This window comes from Paenibacillus sp. NRS-1760, assembly GCF_050467785.1.
In the GTDB taxonomy this organism is placed as follows: domain Bacteria; phylum Bacillota; class Bacilli; order Paenibacillales; family Paenibacillaceae; genus Pristimantibacillus.
In genome coordinates this window covers 16,373-31,363 of the sequence record NZ_JBITPK010000017.1, presented here as the reverse complement: position 1 = coordinate 31,363, position 14,991 = coordinate 16,373, and the positions used below count along the sequence as shown (strand labels likewise).

Below are 14,991 nucleotides of genomic sequence, written 5' to 3'. Positions count from 1 at the left end.
ACTATTTGGGGAGCATATCAAAGCGCGTTTAACAGCGCACTCGGACAGCCTTATTTATATTAATGAAACGTTGGAGGGGATGCTGAATACTCTTGCTCCGAAATTGAGCTAAGCGCCTCACCGGCTTCATCGGCAAATATATCTCGTACAGCAAGATCTCCGATTGCCAGAATCCCTACTAGCTCTCCATCATCCACAACCGGAAGTCTGCGTATCTGCTTAGATGCCATCAGCTCCGCGGCCTCATCGGGAGATGCGTCAGAAGTTATCGTAGCCACATCCGTACTCATTACCTCAGTAACTGCAGCTGAGCCAGGATGCTTCTCTGCATATCCTTTTACGACTAAATCTCGATCAGTGACTACACCTATCAGCTTCTTGCCATCTACAATTGGAATAAATCCGATATCATGTTCCTTCATTTTTACAGCAAGCTCATATACATTATCAACCAAAGTCGCTGTGACACAATCTGTCGACATAATTTGTTTTAACGTTTTCAGCTGAAATACCTCCTCGATTATAAGTTACGAGGTTTAGCATAACCTTTTTAGAGCCTGAGCATCCGCTCTTACGCGGTTGAAACAACTCCGCTCGCATATTCCTCAGCCATACCAATCAGAAGTCTGGCTGCCTGCTGCATCGCTCTCTCGTCAATGTCGAATTTAGGGTGGTGATGCGCATACGTTGCACCGCAGCTCTCATTGCCAGCACCAACAAACATAAAGCAGCCAGGTACTTTTTCCAAGTAATAAGAAAAATCCTCAGCAACCGTAATGGCTTCCGAACGCACAACCGCGCTTTCACCGAACAGCTTTTCGCCAACCTTGAAGAAACGCTCAGCTTCTTCTTCATCGTTTACGACGGGCGGATAACCAATCCTCATCTGGTAATCGAATTCCGCGCCATGCATTTGGCATATATGCGTGACAAGCGACTTGAGCCGGTCATGTATCATCATTCTCGTCTGCTCGTCAAACGAACGGACAGTTCCTTTTAATCTGCAACGTTCCGCAATGACGTTATTGGTCGTACCTGCTTGGAAAGAACCAATAGTCACCACTGCCGGATGCAGCGGGTTCACATTGCGGCTTACAATGGATTGGACGGATTGCACAAGCGTTGAACCAATCATAATCGCATCAATAGCTTGATGCGGCAATCCCCCATGACCGCCTCGTCCGACAATATCAATAACGAATTCATCCGCAGCAGCCATAAAGGCTCCTGGTTTGGACGAAACCAAGCCATAAGCGAGCGGCGTCCACAGATGTACGCCATAAATGACGTCTACTCCATCCAGTGCTCCATCTTTAATCATCGGCATTGCTCCACCAGGTGTAACCTCTTCGGCTGGTTGGAACAACAGTCTGCGCTCACCGCAAATAGCGGATCGATTCGCCGAATAATAAGACGCAATCGCTAGAAGCGTAGATGTATGTGCATCATGACCGCATGCGTGCATAACGTTTGGCACCTTAGACGCATACTCGCATTTTTTCTCATCTTGAATAGGAAGTGCATCAATGTCAGCCCGCAGCGCTATGACCGGGCCTGGATGATCTCCCTTAATGGTTGCAATTAGTCCATGTCCGCCAACCCCAGTCTGGACCTCTATGCCCAGCTCGCTTAATTGGGTAGCAATCCAGCTTGACGTTACTCGTTCATGAAACGAAAGCTCAGGATATTGATGAAGATGTCTGCGCCAATTAATCATTTTTGGAAATAGCTGCTCTAGCTGTAGATCTACGATATCCTCTGTTTGCAAATCGCAAACCCCCTTACATTTTCAAAAAAACTACGAATCCTATCATGCCATTTAGTTTACCAGATGAACGGCTTAATTAGGAAGCAAATGCATCACTAAATCGTTAGGAATATTAGTTTTCTTCAAAATGTCACTTTTGTTCACAACAAGGGGTGGGAGTAAGGGTTGCGCTTGCTGGGGAAACATACTATCATGAGAAAAGAATGTACAACTCTGTCTTTTGAAATGGAAGCATATGCTAGTAAAGTCAGTTTTGCTTCACAAAACCTTTGGGAGGAACTACCATGATTATTGAAAATACCGGCTTAAACGGTGTTAAAAGCGAACTTGACCACTTAGACGAATCTGCTGAAAAAGTTGGTTTTGTCCGTTGGCAGTGGGAATACTATCGCGCTACATACGACTTGAAACTTGAGGATCACGCTAGCGGATCCGATTATTATTTGAGAATTACAACAAGAGCCATTGAAGGTAAGCTTGAATCACCTCATGCCGTTCTAATTATCGAATCGGTTTATATTGGACGCTCCACTTTCCCGCATGGTCTTGAGTATGAGTCCCCGATTCCACAGCCAATTATGAGTACGGCAACGCAAAGACTTCAGCAATTGAAACAATTGTTAGCGTAACGGTGCTGTCATGAAAGCCACGCAGAACGGTAGCCGTGGAAGACCGGACTTTCTGCTTCTCATTTTAACTCTTCTGCTCGTCGGCTTTGGGCTTGTAATGGTATTTAGCGCTAGCTCAAGTGTCGCTGTCGTAACAGAAGATGATGCCATGTATTTCACCAAGCGCCAGTTCATGTGGGCTGGCCTTGGTATAATGGTTATGTTATTTATGATGAATTTTCGCTATCAGGTTTTCAAACGCCTTTTCATGCTATTTTTCATTCCAGTAGTCATCATGCTCGTGCTCGTTCCGTTTATTGGTAAGGAGATCAATGGTGCACATAGTTGGTTCGGGATAGGTTCACTTGGCATACAGCCAACCGAACCAGCCAAGCTGGCCATCATATTGTATCTTGGTGCTCTTATAACGAAGAAGGGCGATAATTTTCGGAGCTTCAAAAAAGGGCTGCTGCCGGTTATCATTATCGTCGGCTTCGTTTGCGGCTTAATAATGATGCAGCCCGATCTTGGTTCCACTTTAGTGCTTGCTGCATGTGCTACGGTCATGATTATGGCTGGCGGTGCGAATTTAAAGCAGGTATTTATGTCTGGTACGATTATCGGCCTCTTTCTCACCGTCATATTCAGTATCTCGATGGCGATTGATCCAAAACCTTGGAAATACCGAATTGATCGGCTTACCGTGTTTAGAGATCCGCTCAGCGATTCTCAGGATACCGGGTGGCATCTCGTGTCGTCACTGCAAGCCTTTGGTCACGGCGGCTTAACCGGTGCCGGATTCGGTGAAAGCGTCCAGAAGCTGCATTACCTGAAATATCCCTATAATGATTTTATTTTTGCAATCATTGGAGAAGAGTTAGGCTTTATTGGCAGCGCCCTCTTCTTGCTCTTTTATTTATTTTTCTTATGGCGTGGCCTTATCGTTGCACTCCGCTGTCCTGATCATTACGGCACAGTAGTTGGTGTTGGCATTGTCGGCTTGATCGCCATTCAGGCTTTTGTAAACATAGGCGGCGTTACTGCTGCAATACCGCTGACAGGCGTTACACTTCCGTTCATAAGTTATGGCGGCTCATCATTGCTATTTTGTCTAATGTCTATCGGCGTATTGTTAAGCATATCGAGGGAAGCAAACCGTGTAGAACCTACAAAGCGCTAATGGAATCAAAAAAAAGGGTGCCTCTTTTATAAAAGAGGCACCCTTCTTTATTTACTTCAATCGCTGCTGCTGAACTTCTTCCAGCTCTTCTTCTTTAAAGGCAACGCCTTCTACCTTCACATTCACTTCAACAACGTGCAATCCTGTCATATTCTCAACAGATTCACGTACATTCAGTTGAAGCTGACGACATACCTCTTGAATCGGAATGCCGTAATGAACAATAATACGAAGATCAATGGCCGCTTCCGTCGTTCCTACTTCAACAGATACACCTTTTTGCACGTTCTTTCCGCTCAGCCGTTTGGCGAGTCCTTCGGAAATTCCGCCCGACATTGCCGCAATGCCTGGCGTTTCAAGCGCTGCGAGTCCAGCTATCGTTGCTACTACATCATCAGAGATTCGGATAAGACCCGTTTGAAGTTCTTCTGTCATGTGACTCACTCCTCATTTTGCCATATAGGCTTATTATAGCAGACGGACATAACCACAGCAAAGCTGAGTGTTAAAAGCTTTTGTGAACAAGATGCTATTCAAGCTAATTGTTTATAAATTGATAATTCTTCCACCATTCGCGCTTGCTAGTTTTTGATTCACCGTCGTTACGAAGGAGTAAACCTTAAACATATTAATGTTGGCAAGCATAACCATTTCCTTTAGCTCCGCGTTCTCGTCTTTTGCAATTCTCAGCAAGGATACCAAGACCTTGATGATGAATAGCAAGAGAGAAAGCATAAGCCCCTCTCCTAAAAGCATCACGTTCAAGCCGTTTATTGTATCTTGAAGTTGCCACCAGTAAATAGATCAAACCCACGATTATAGCTACCCATATCATTGCCATAGCCAGGCCCCCATTCAATCCTTCACACTATTATCATTCTACCAACTTTCTCCAATATGTGACAATAATTTTATCTCGTCGTTTATTTTTCATGAATCAGATAAACATATCGAATGCACCTTTTAACTGGTAAAGTTTACATGCTTGCTTATTTCCGCTATAGTATTATCAGGTTTTCAGCAACTATTTGAAGAGGTGAACGCTTTGAATCAAAAATGGTTTTTCTCAGGGTTAATCCTCATGTTTGCACTTAGTGCCATCGGTCATTACGCCCACTGGGATAACACAGTCCAATTTATCATTTCAGCCATCGCGATCATCTTTGTGGCCGGTTTTCTTGGTAAAGCCACGGAGAGTGTCGCACATTATGCAGGTCAAAGGCTGGGCGGCTTCCTCAATGCAACCTTCGGAAATGCCGCAGAGCTCATCATCGCGATATTTTTGATTAAAGCGCAGCAATTCGATATGGTAAAAGCGAGCTTGACAGGAGCTATTATCGGAAATCTATTGCTTGTTTTGGGTCTTAGCATATTGCTTGGCGGGTTGAAGTATAAGGAGCAGCAATTTAACGGCCGATTAGCGGATCACAATTCTACGCTCATGATCATGGCTGTCATTGGACTTTTTGTGCCAGCTGTATTCGTTGTTTCAGAGAAGTTTTCGTTTGAGAAGGATCAGTTTCTAAGTCTTGCAGTTGCGGGAATTCTGATTTTAGCTTATATTCTGTGGCTGGTGTTCTCCATGGTTACCCACAAGGATATGCTCTCTGATGTCGTCATGAATGCAGATCACGGTGAAGAGCCGGCCTGGTCAAAAGGAAAGTCAATCTTCTTCCTCCTCCTAGCTACCGTTATGGTGGCCTTTGTGAGTGAATGGCTTGTACATACCCTTGACGCATTCAGTGCGAAATTTGGCCTGTCTGAGCTGTTTATAGGGGCATTCGTAATCGCTATTGTCGGTAACGCGGCGGAGCATAGCGCTGCTGTCATGCTGGCTATGAAAAATAAGATCGGCGCAGCTGTAGAAATCGCGATCGGCAGCAGCCTGCAAATTGCTTTATTCGTAGCGCCTGTGCTCATTCTCGTTAGTAGCTTATTTGGAAACACGATGGATATCGTATTCACGCCTATCGAATTAACTGCCATCGGCGTTTCTGTCTTTATTGCCAAATCAGTATCACGTGATGGACGTACGAATTGGTATGAAGGCGTGCTGCTTATCATGGTCTATGTCATCCTCGGTATTGCGTTCTACCTTGTGTAAACAAAAAAAAAGAGTAGTCTCCATTTGGAGGCTACTCTTTTCTTTCCAGTGCTTCGTATAGCATAGCTAAATTCCGCTCTAATCTACTCACTATTTCCTTGCCAGCCAGCTCTGCAATGAGTCCGGCGCGAACAGCAAAGTCAACCTCTCGCGAGAATCCATACATTTGTGTATCTAGCACTTCTTCGTAAAGTGGACATTGACGAGTAGTCAAGTTTTCCATCTGAACTTCGATTAGCTTTTCTATTTTACTCGCATCTTCCTGAAGGAGACGAAGCGCTTTCTCATGCAATTGTACCGTAATTTCCGGTGAAGACATCGTTTTCCCCCCTGTGCGCGTATCCGCCGTCTTCTATACCACTATATTAGACGAAATAGAGCGATTATACAAGGTCAAAACAGAAAAGCACCTCTTCAAAAGTGAAGAGGTGCTTATTCGTTAAAAATATGATCTACTAATCCGTAATAACATTAACATTTAAGTTGTGCTTAGCAAATACAGCAGCCATTGCTGCTTTTGCTTCCTCAGCATCCGGTCCGTGTACATGAAGTTCGTACGCATGTCCACCTACTAGTGTAGTGAAAAGTCCGAGGATGCTTTTTACATCAATATATTTGCTCTCGGCTTGCAGAACGATGGATGAAGTGAATTGGCTAGCCGTTTGGGAAATTTCTACGATTGCTGCGTTGTTGGACATGGGAGATCCCTCCAGTTAAATTAGTAAAGCTTACCTTTGTCACCATGATAACCCGAAAAGAAGCATCCAGCAAGAGGTAAAATGAAAAACGCTTTATTTTCCATTTATTACATAGGAATACGATTGGAGCGTATTTGCTTATTTGAGGTTTTCAGCATTTAACCCTTCAAGCTCTGGAATGACGAAAACGCCATCTTTGCGAATAAGAACATCATCAAAATAAATTTCGCCGCCGCCGTATTCTGGGCGTTGAATAAGTACGAGATCCCAATGAACAGCAGAACGGTTGCCATTGTCCGTCTCTTCATAGGCTTGACCTGGCGTAAAGTGCAAACTGCCGGCAATTTTCTCATCAAACAAAATATCATTCATGGGATGCAAAATATGCGGATTAAATCCGATAGCAAACTCACCAATATAGCGAGCGCCTTCATCCATGTCTAAAATTTCGTTCAAACGAACACTGTCATTGCTTTCTGCTTTTACGATTTTGCCATTTTCAAATGTCAGTGAAATATTTTGGAACGTAACGCCAGAATAGACGCTAGGCGCATTGTAAGTAATCGTACCTTGCACCGAATCGCGAACCGGAGCTGAGAACACTTCTCCATCGGGAATATTTCGGTGGCCAGAGCATTTTTTCGCTCCGATATTCTTAATCGAGAAGCTTAAATCCGTGCCTGGCGATACAATCCGCACACGATCTGTTTCACTCATCAGCTTCTGAAGCGGGTTCATCGCTGCGTCCATTTTGGCATAATCCAAGTTGCATACATCAAAATAGAAGTCTTCGAAATCTTCCGTGCTCATATTGGCCAGCTGAGCCATGGATGGGCTTGGGTAACGCAAAACGACCCATTTTGTTTTTTTAACGCGCTGTTCGGAATGTACCGGATTTCTATAAATTTGATCGTATAGGCGCATGTTGGCATCAGGAATTCCAGCAAATTCATTCACATTGTCTCCTGAGCGAACGGCGATATATCCTTGCATATTTTTCATCCGCTCCAAATCAAGCGACGACCAAAGCTCCATTTGCTCCTTCGTAGCATGCTTCAGCAAAGTACGAAGAACAGAACGATCGCTCGATTCTACAAACGGCCTGCCGCCCCGCCTTGCAACCTCTTCTATTAAACACTTGGTCAGCTCTCGTTCTGAACCAACCATGTCAATTAGCACATTCTCCCCTGCTTGAACATCGATAGAATATTCGACTAAATTTCGCGCCAGCTTTTGCAATCTTGGATCACGCATGTAAAATTCCTCTCCTTCTAACTTTCGATCATAAACTAATCCATCGTAACACGTTTATGCATCTGCTGAACAGTGTTGCTCAACGCACCGTTAAAGGATTGAAACCTAACTGTCGTGTATCTTGATTCAGAAAATGGACGTTTGTTATAGGTGTACTGAAAGGATGTTTTCTCTTCCATCTTCAGCGGAAGCAGCTTCGTGCGGTCGATAACGAGCTCATACTCCGTAGTTGCCTTCATGGTCGAAAGCATGGCATCAAGCTGGCTGCGCGATCGTGCCAATTCCTCCATCCATTCTTGGTGAAAAGGCTTATCTTTGGAAGGCATGTTTGCTCCAAGCTGATCTAGCTGCTGCCGCAAACGCTGTTCCCATTTCTCCTTTGAAACCTTTGCATTCTCAGTAATCAACAGCGTTACGGTATCCTTATCGTTGCTGCCATTTACGATCCGAACCTCATCATTGGACTGATTCAACGTCTCAAGCACCTTTACTGGATTCCAATGCATCGTTTCCTGACTATTCGTCTGCAATGTCAACTGTTGATGATCCACGACCTTGCCTTCAAACACTTCCGGTTTAAAAGCTAGACCACCGTCTGTCTTTATGCTCATCGACCCTGTAAAATCATATTGATCCGTTGCGGCAAGCCCCGAATAAGACAAAGACAGCCATTCCTCAGGTGAACGATGTTTACCCACATTTCCGCATCCGGCAATCGAGAGCATGAATACAAGCGTGACCACAATTACGCTAATTGCTTTCTCTTTTTTCATATGCTTACCTCCCGTCCAACATGTTCTATAGTAGCGTCCCTAACCTGCAAGCTCCTTATTCCAAATAGGAACAAAAAAAAGGATGCTGCAATCAGCATCCTTCTCTTTACAATGTTCATGATTTTAGTTCTGACCAACAATGATGCAATTTCTTCCATTATGCTTAGCTTCATAAAGTGCCATATCTGCACGATAAAATAAAGACTCAACGCTAATTTTCTCATCCTCAAACTTCCATTCCGATACGCCGCAGGATACGGTTACGACAGGATCCGTTTCCATCTCCACATGCACCCGTATACGTTCGGCGATGCGGTACGCTTGCTCAGCCCGAATGCCTGGCAAGTAAATCGCAAGCTCTTCACCGCCCCAGCGCGCGGCAATATCTCCCTGCCTAATCGATCCTCTAATAATATTGCTCACTTGGATGAGTATACGATCACCAACTTGATGTCCATATGTGTCATTGATGCGTTTAAACAAATCGATATCTACAAGAATAAGTGAGCCGAATGGATCTTTGCGCTGACGGTTTTGAATTTGTTCATTTAAATAGTGGCGAGCATGCAAGCCAGTTAAGTTATCCGTTATAACCATCCGGCGCACTTCAGCATGCAATGAAGCATTCGTAACAGCAAGTCCAATGTGCGTGCTCATCACTTGAAGTAATTTATAATTATCGTAGGAGAAGAAGTTTGGCGCTTTGTGTGTAATCAAAATAACACCAACGACCTCTCCATCAACCATTATAGGTGAGGCGATAAGCGATCTTGAACCAGTATTATCCATTAGCTTGGACGTTACAACACGAGTATGCCAGTAATCGGATATGATCATTGGCTCCTTCGTTCGATAAACCATCCCGCAGAACCCGTAATCGGGCAAAAACTGCTCGCTCGTCAGGGATGGAAAATTACTGGACATGACGATGAATTGATTTTTTTCTTTGTTAAGCTGCAAAACACAGCAATAATCCGCATCAAATATCGTTAAAAGCTCTGTGGTAGCAAATTGAAAAATTTCTTTAAGCCTAAGCGACTGGTTTAATCGTTTCGTAAGCTCATTAATTAGTCGCAGCTCATTAATAAGCAGATTAGATTGCTCATACAGCTTCGCATTCTCGAAGGCTGATCCCGCAGTATCCGCCAGTAGCAGGAAAGCAGGCAGGTCTGCTTCATCCCATTTGCCTGGACCTATATACAAGCAAAGCACACCATACGCAGCTTGTTTGCCGTTCATTGGAACAGCCAGCCTAAGCGTACCGTCTCTGTCATGCTCCGTAACCGATTTGCCATTCAAAAAAGCCTTGGTAACGAGATCATGCTCCAAGTTTTTGAAAACAAGCGGCTTTACACGCGGATCACCGTTTAAGTGGTCCTGCGACAAATACAAATGAACTTCCGAGTTTGGATAAAGCTGCTCCAGGCTGCTAAGCAATTCCGATAGCACCGATGCAACATCAATTTGATCATAAAGCCGTTTGGCTGCTTGAAACAAAGAATCTCTTCTATTTGCTTCCTGCTCAGCCCGCTGCTGCTGCAAAAGCAAATCCTTGACATAAAGCTGTTCAAACTTATGGTAAAAGCAGCTGCGAAAATGCAATGAGCACATTTGAAGTTGCGCGATGTCCTTCTGATGACCAATTGGCGACACATAAGCAAGAATACAAAAAACAGCACCATCGCCTCGCCTATGAATAGGCACTGCTGCTGTAAATAGATCATCTGCTTCATTATGGCAAGATAAACCGCTGCTTATAACGCTTTGGACAACCTTTGCAAGCGCAGCATTGCGTTTCTCGCCAGCCTCAGCGTCATAAAGACCTTCAGATGAGATCTCTTCCGCTTCATTATTGAATAACACAAATTCACCAGCCTCAAATGAGGCTAACCCTGATGTTTCACTTACCCACTGATTGAAACTGTCTTGGAACAATGGTGATAGCAAGGGCTTGTCCGCATCGCTAATATCTTCGCTGATGAACCAAATCGGTTGTGACTCTGCTGATGTATCCACAATTGTTGATGTTTTACGATATGCAAAATTGCTATTCATTCGATCAACCATGCAGCCCCAACCCTTCCATCTGTCAACCAAGGTGATGAGCTTCCTATTTTCACTTAATATTACAATCATCATACTCCATTTTTGAGAAATTTGCACTACTATGTATTTAAAATATAGGTCTTTCGATGTGTTTCAAACATCATTAAATTTCCTTAGTGAACCTTGACAACAGCTATCTATTTCATATATTATTTATTGATGAATAGATGGGCGTACGGTTTTGTGTCACCCTCATGAAATACGTTCACTATAGGCCAGCGGCTGACTAGCCTATCAGGGACGAGCTTGCTCGAACATTGAACGTATTCGGCGAAACACAACCCCATTCACAAATTTATTTGATGAAGGAGTTAATATTACGTATGTCACGTTATACAGGACCTAAATTTAAACTAAGCCGTCGCCTTGGAATCTCTTTGAGCGGAACGGGTAAAGAACTTGCAAAACGCGCTTTTCCACCAGGTCAACACGGCCCTAACCAACGCAGAAAAATGAGCGGTTACGGCGTTCAATTGCAAGAGAAACAAAAGCTTCGTCACATGTACGGTTTGAACGAAAAACAATTCCGCAACTTGTTTGACAAAGCGGCAAAAATGAAAGGTAAAGCCGGTGAAAACTTCATGGGCCTCCTTGAAAGCCGTCTTGACAACCTCGTTTACCGTCTTGGCCTTTCCAACTCCCGTGCAGGAGCTCGTCAGTTGGTATCACATGGTCACGTAACTGTAAACGGCAAGAAAGTGGATATCGCTTCTTACAGCGTTTCTCTTGGCGATGTAATCGGTTTGCGCGAGCGCAGCCGCAGCCTTAGAACAATTAAAGAAGCTATGGAAGGCCGTCATCACCTTCCGAACTACTTGGAGTTCAACGATCAAGCAATGGAAGGTAAATTCCTTCGTCTGCCCGACCGCGGTGAGCTTTCCCAAGATATCGACGAGAAACAAATCGTCGAATTCTACAGCCGTTAATAAACAAAAAAACCTTGAACCATTTGGTTCAAGGTTTTTTTCTGTTTACACTGCCTTACTTTATTGTTCAGGAAGCTTAATTACAGCAGGAGCAGCAGCAATATCAACCGGCTTGCTAGGTACTGCAGGTAGATTACCGCCTCTATTCGTTAGTCCTTTAATGATTGCATTCACGTCGATTCCCGATACGCTCTTCAGCATCTCCGGAGCAGTAGACATTAATGAAGTCACATAATTGCTTATACGTGCCGCCCCTTCGCCATTCCCTGTATCAACGACAGTAAGCTTATCAATGTTGCCGATAGGATCGGCAATTTTGCCAGCCAGCTCAGGAAGCATTTTTACGATAATATCAAGTATTGCAGCTTCTCCAAATTTCTCAAAAGCTTCAGCTAGCTTTTCTTTTGCTTCCGCTTCTGCTAAACCGCGAAGACGAATAACGTCTGCCTCCGCTGTACCTTTCGCTCTCTCTGCTTCTGCAACAGCTAAACCATCCAAACGTTTCTGGGTAGCATGTGCCTTGGCTTCCGCTTCAATACGGTATTGCAGAGCATCAGCTTCATTAAGAAGCTTCGCCTTGTTCGCTTCCGCCGCTTGTACAACTGCGTAACGGTCTGCATCGGCTTTTTTCTTCACTTCTGCATCATACTGCTTCTCACGACGCAATATTTCTTTTCCTTCCAGATCGATCTCACGTTCTTTACGTACGAGTTCAACCTTCATTTGCTCTTCGACTACGTTTTGCTTAGCACGTGCTTCATGAATCGAATAAGCCTGATCCGCTTCTGCTCTTGCTGTATCTTGATCACGTTTAAACGTCGCGACCTTCATTTCCTTTTCTTTCTCTGCTTCCGCAATGTTGGTATCACGCACTAGCTCGGCCTTTTGACCGGCCTCAGCAGCGAGTGCTTTTTGAATTCTAGCATCCCGAATCGCTTCAGCTTCCGCAATCTCAGCATCTCTCTTGACTGCAGCAATTCGCGGTTTACCTAGAGCATCCAAATATCCATGTTTATCGCGCAAATCCTTTATCGTGAAGGAAACGATTTGAAGACCCATCTTCTTCAAATCCTTAGCTGCAACCCCTTGCACCTCTTGCGCAAATTTATCGCGGTTGCGATATACCTCTTCAACCGTCATTGAGCCAAGAATCGCGCGCAAATGCCCTTCCAATACTTCCTGTGCTTCACCCTTGAGCGCTTCGGTAGGCTTGCCTAGAAACTGCTCTGCCGCCGTCGCCACATCTTCAACCGCGCCGCCAATTTTAATGATCGCTACACCGTCTGCCATGACTGGAACGCCTTGTTCTGTGTATACCTCTGGCGTCGATACATCCAGCTTATGGGACAATAACGATAAAAACTCAGCCTTCTGGAATATCGGCAGAATAAATGCGCCTCCGCCTCTAATGATTTTTACTTTGCGCCCAGATTCATCCGTGCTTGCATTTCGGGAGCCTAGAAATGATCCCGTTACGAGCATCGCTTCGTCTGGACTAACTGTTTTGTAGCGCGCCCAGAAGGCAAGACCTAATATAACAAAAACGCCAACTACAATAGCAGGTATAACATAAATATCTTCCATTGAATTTCCCCCTTATGCTGCTTTAATTAAGATAGATTTACTTCCGATACATACAAAGTGCTGTCCCTTACCTCAACAACGACAACCTTGGAGCCGCTTGTAATTTCAACGCCTTCGAAGCTAGCTGCAATTTGATTCGTAAATCCAGCTCCCACCTTAACCATCACTTCACCATAGCCCTTCGCAGAAATGGGGACCAGGACCTCCCCGAGCTTACCCGACAAATCATTAAGCGAAAAAGCGATCGAATTCTCGCTTTGCTCCATCGGCTTAATGTAGAGAAAGAAAACAGCTACTGCAGCTGTAAGTGCGATGAATAAGGCCATCATCACGATGGCTGTTGAACTAAAGGCAGTGTAGCGTCCGAGTAGGATCCCTGCTCCGCCAAAAGTGGTTATCCCGCCTACTAGCGCAGTCGGCGACAGCCATGAATGACCATCTAAGGATAAAAAATCGAGTGCTCCATCGAGTGCTTGCCCGATCAAATCCCCAAAAATAATACTTACGAGCGCATAAAGGATTCCTCCGACTAGACAAGACATAAATAGCGTCTCCAACTCTCTCCTCCTCCCTTAGTATCCATAACCTGTTAATGCTTCCGTTATTTAATACGTTGAAAACGCTCTTTTGTTTCTAAAAAAATAGAACTTGTTGAATTTTATCATTTCAACAAGCTCTATTATTCCAATTATGTTAATTTAATTTTTATAAATTTACGTTTTCCAACTTGAAGCACGTCGCCATCCTTAGGAGAAATATCCGCATTAATATCAGTTATCTTCTCTTCATTTAGACGCACTGCCCCTTGCTGAACGCTTCTTCTCGCTTCACTGCTCGTTGGCAGCAAGTCAAGCAGAGTGAGAAGCTTCACGATGCGAATTTGGCCATCTTCCAATTGTTCCGCAGCAATCGATACCTCTTCGATATCATCAGGCAGCGTACGTTGTTGAAATACGGTTATAAAATGATTTTCTGCCGCTTTCGCTGCCTCTTCGCCGTGGTACATTCGTACAAATGTCGCTGCAAGCTGCATCTTCGCATCACGAGGATGTACAGAACCATCTGCTAGCCCAGCTTTCAATGCCGCAAGCTCCTCGTTGCTTAAATCGGTAGCAAGCTCGTAATATTTGAGCATAAGCCTATCTGGAATCGACATCGATTTGCCGTAGATTTGGTTTGGCTCTTCATCGATACCGATGTAATTGCCCAAGCTTTTGCTCATTTTATTTACGCCGTCCAACCCTTCGATCAAAGGAGTCGTAATTACGATTTGGCCCGGTTTATTATATTCCTTCTGCAAGGTTCTGCCCATTAACAGGTTAAATGTCTGATCCGTGCCTCCTAGCTCCACATCAGAATCAAGAGCTATGGAATCGTATCCCTGCATCAGCGGGTAGAAAAACTCATGAATGCTGATCGGCAAGCCGCTCGTGTACCGCTTTGTGAAATCATCACGCTCCATCATGCGTGCAACCGTTACTTTCCCGGCTAGATTTACAACATCCGCAAAGTTAAGCGGTGCAAGCCATTCCGAGTTGTAGTAGAGCTTTGTTTGCTGTGGATCTAATATTTTGTAAATTTGTTTTTGGTATGTTTCCGCATTCCGCTTCACATCTTCTTCCGTCAACTGCTTCCTCGTTTCCGATTTGCCAGTTGGATCACCAATTCTGCCTGTAAAATCACCGATAATCAGTTGAACCTGATGACCGAGTTCCTGAAATTGACGAAGCTTGTGAAGAACAACCGTATGGCCGATATGAATGTCTGGCGCTGAAGGATCAAGTCCTAGCTTTACATTTAATGGATTTCCTGTTGCGACAGCATTCGCTATTTTATTTTTCAAATCATCCTCAGGTACAATCTCCACAACACCGCGGCGAATGACAGCCAGCTGACGCTCGACCTCACTTTTCTGCTCGCCACTTAAACTTTCCCACTTCACCATAGAACTTTTCCTCCTTTGTATGCGTCTATATAGACATAAAAAATC

The 14,991-nt window shown here is 44.4% G+C and carries 16 protein-coding genes; 4 read left to right on the top strand and 12 right to left on the bottom strand.

The genetic code is table 11. From position 1 onward, the window contains the following. Window positions 1-59: 59 nt before the first annotated feature. Both ACIFSR_RS25545 and ACIFSR_RS25540 read right to left on the bottom strand, forming a co-directional pair. Window positions 60-482: a CBS domain-containing protein gene (locus tag ACIFSR_RS25545; RefSeq protein WP_430060937.1), complete on the bottom strand. Its 423-nt coding sequence runs from the start codon at window positions 480-482 to the stop codon at window positions 60-62. Between the two features lie 89 nt (window positions 483-571). Continuing rightward, entirely contained in the window at window positions 572-1,717 is a 1,146-nt protein-coding gene (locus ACIFSR_RS25540; RefSeq protein WP_430060941.1) for an amidohydrolase, read from the bottom strand. Window positions 1,718-2,052: 335 nt separating this feature from the next. On the opposite strand from ACIFSR_RS25540, the gene ACIFSR_RS25535 reads away from it, so the two are divergent. Beyond that, complete coding sequence (locus ACIFSR_RS25535) at window positions 2,053-2,397, top strand: YugN family protein (protein ID WP_076268251.1); 345 nt, start codon at window positions 2,053-2,055, stop codon at window positions 2,395-2,397. 10 nt (window positions 2,398-2,407) lie between these two features. Continuing rightward, window positions 2,408-3,556 (top strand): putative lipid II flippase FtsW, encoded by a 1,149-nt coding sequence (gene ftsW, locus ACIFSR_RS25530; protein WP_430060935.1) that lies wholly within the window; start codon window positions 2,408-2,410, stop codon window positions 3,554-3,556. 51 nt (window positions 3,557-3,607) lie between these two features. On the opposite strand, the gene ACIFSR_RS25525 is transcribed toward ftsW, so the two are convergent. Continuing rightward, a complete protein-coding gene (locus ACIFSR_RS25525) occupies window positions 3,608-3,991 on the bottom strand; it encodes an Asp23/Gls24 family envelope stress response protein (RefSeq protein ID WP_076268249.1) in 384 nt (127 codons plus the stop codon). Between the two features lie 193 nt (window positions 3,992-4,184). Then, window positions 4,185-4,397 (bottom strand): hypothetical protein, encoded by a 213-nt coding sequence (locus ACIFSR_RS25520; protein ID WP_430060933.1) that lies wholly within the window; start codon window positions 4,395-4,397, stop codon window positions 4,185-4,187. Between the two features lie 204 nt (window positions 4,398-4,601). Here ACIFSR_RS25520 and cax point away from each other — a divergent pair, with 204 nt between their 5' ends. After that, the gene (gene cax / locus ACIFSR_RS25515; protein WP_076268247.1) at window positions 4,602-5,660 is read left to right on the top strand and encodes a calcium/proton exchanger; all 1,059 of its coding nucleotides are present in this window, start codon (window positions 4,602-4,604) and stop codon (window positions 5,658-5,660) included. 31 nt (window positions 5,661-5,691) lie between these two features. On the opposite strand, the gene ACIFSR_RS25510 is transcribed toward cax, so the two are convergent. From ACIFSR_RS25510 to ACIFSR_RS25490, 5 genes are all read right to left on the bottom strand, one after another. Further along, window positions 5,692-5,979 carry a YlaN family protein gene (locus ACIFSR_RS25510; RefSeq protein ID WP_054028048.1) on the bottom strand — a complete coding sequence of 96 codons (288 nt, stop codon included), beginning with the start codon at window positions 5,977-5,979 and terminating at the stop codon, window positions 5,692-5,694. A 136-nt stretch (window positions 5,980-6,115) separates the two neighbouring features. Further along, on the bottom strand, window positions 6,116-6,358 hold the full coding sequence (locus ACIFSR_RS25505; RefSeq protein ID WP_076268246.1) for an HPr family phosphocarrier protein: 243 nt from the start codon (window positions 6,356-6,358) through the stop codon (window positions 6,116-6,118). Window positions 6,359-6,496: 138 nt separating this feature from the next. After that, the gene (locus ACIFSR_RS25500) at window positions 6,497-7,612 is read right to left on the bottom strand and encodes an aminopeptidase (RefSeq protein WP_430060930.1); all 1,116 of its coding nucleotides are present in this window, start codon (window positions 7,610-7,612) and stop codon (window positions 6,497-6,499) included. 35 nt (window positions 7,613-7,647) lie between these two features. Continuing rightward, the gene (locus tag ACIFSR_RS25495) at window positions 7,648-8,385 is read right to left on the bottom strand and encodes a hypothetical protein (RefSeq protein ID WP_430060928.1); all 738 of its coding nucleotides are present in this window, start codon (window positions 8,383-8,385) and stop codon (window positions 7,648-7,650) included. 123 nt (window positions 8,386-8,508) lie between these two features. Further along, complete coding sequence (locus tag ACIFSR_RS25490; protein ID WP_430060926.1) at window positions 8,509-10,482, bottom strand: sensor domain-containing diguanylate cyclase; 1,974 nt, start codon at window positions 10,480-10,482, stop codon at window positions 8,509-8,511. A 332-nt stretch (window positions 10,483-10,814) separates the two neighbouring features. On the opposite strand from ACIFSR_RS25490, the gene rpsD reads away from it, so the two are divergent. Continuing rightward, the gene (rpsD, locus tag ACIFSR_RS25485) at window positions 10,815-11,417 is read left to right on the top strand and encodes a 30S ribosomal protein S4 (RefSeq protein ID WP_054028044.1); all 603 of its coding nucleotides are present in this window, start codon (window positions 10,815-10,817) and stop codon (window positions 11,415-11,417) included. 60 nt (window positions 11,418-11,477) lie between these two features. Here rpsD and ACIFSR_RS25480 read toward each other — a convergent pair whose 3' ends face one another. The 3 genes from ACIFSR_RS25480 to tyrS all read right to left on the bottom strand — a co-directional run bounded on the left by ACIFSR_RS25480 (window position 11,478) and on the right by tyrS (window position 14,943). After that, complete coding sequence (locus ACIFSR_RS25480; RefSeq protein WP_339208811.1) at window positions 11,478-13,001, bottom strand: flotillin family protein; 1,524 nt, start codon at window positions 12,999-13,001, stop codon at window positions 11,478-11,480. A 26-nt stretch (window positions 13,002-13,027) separates the two neighbouring features. Continuing rightward, window positions 13,028-13,558 (bottom strand): protease, encoded by a 531-nt coding sequence (locus tag ACIFSR_RS25475; RefSeq protein WP_430060923.1) that lies wholly within the window; start codon window positions 13,556-13,558, stop codon window positions 13,028-13,030. A gap of 131 nt (window positions 13,559-13,689) precedes the next feature. After that, window positions 13,690-14,943: a tyrosine--tRNA ligase gene (tyrS, locus tag ACIFSR_RS25470; RefSeq protein ID WP_430060939.1), complete on the bottom strand. Its 1,254-nt coding sequence runs from the start codon at window positions 14,941-14,943 to the stop codon at window positions 13,690-13,692. Window positions 14,944-14,991: the final 48 nt, after the last annotated feature.

Bases quoted from the DNA above. Each gene is read 5' to 3' on its own strand.
- ACIFSR_RS25545 (WP_430060937.1), bottom strand. From the start codon at position 482: ATGTCGACAGATTGTGTCACAGCGACTTTGGTTGATAATGTATATGAG.
- ACIFSR_RS25540 (WP_430060941.1), bottom strand. From the start codon at position 1,717: ATGATTAATTGGCGCAGACATCTTCATCAATATCCTGAGCTTTCGTTT.
- ACIFSR_RS25535 (WP_076268251.1), top strand. From the start codon at position 2,053: ATGATTATTGAAAATACCGGCTTAAACGGTGTTAAAAGCGAACTTGAC.
- ftsW (WP_430060935.1), top strand. From the start codon at position 2,408: ATGAAAGCCACGCAGAACGGTAGCCGTGGAAGACCGGACTTTCTGCTT.
- ACIFSR_RS25525 (WP_076268249.1), bottom strand. From the start codon at position 3,991: ATGACAGAAGAACTTCAAACGGGTCTTATCCGAATCTCTGATGATGTA.
- ACIFSR_RS25520 (WP_430060933.1), bottom strand. From the start codon at position 4,397: ATGGCAATGATATGGGTAGCTATAATCGTGGGTTTGATCTATTTACTG.
- ACIFSR_RS25510 (WP_054028048.1), bottom strand. From the start codon at position 5,979: ATGTCTTCACCGGAAATTACGGTACAATTGCATGAGAAAGCGCTTCGT.
- ACIFSR_RS25505 (WP_076268246.1), bottom strand. From the start codon at position 6,358: ATGTCCAACAACGCAGCAATCGTAGAAATTTCCCAAACGGCTAGCCAA.
- ACIFSR_RS25500 (WP_430060930.1), bottom strand. From the start codon at position 7,612: ATGCGTGATCCAAGATTGCAAAAGCTGGCGCGAAATTTAGTCGAATAT.
- ACIFSR_RS25495 (WP_430060928.1), bottom strand. From the start codon at position 8,385: ATGAAAAAAGAGAAAGCAATTAGCGTAATTGTGGTCACGCTTGTATTC.
- rpsD (WP_054028044.1), top strand. From the start codon at position 10,815: ATGTCACGTTATACAGGACCTAAATTTAAACTAAGCCGTCGCCTTGGA.
- ACIFSR_RS25480 (WP_339208811.1), bottom strand. From the start codon at position 13,001: ATGGAAGATATTTATGTTATACCTGCTATTGTAGTTGGCGTTTTTGTT.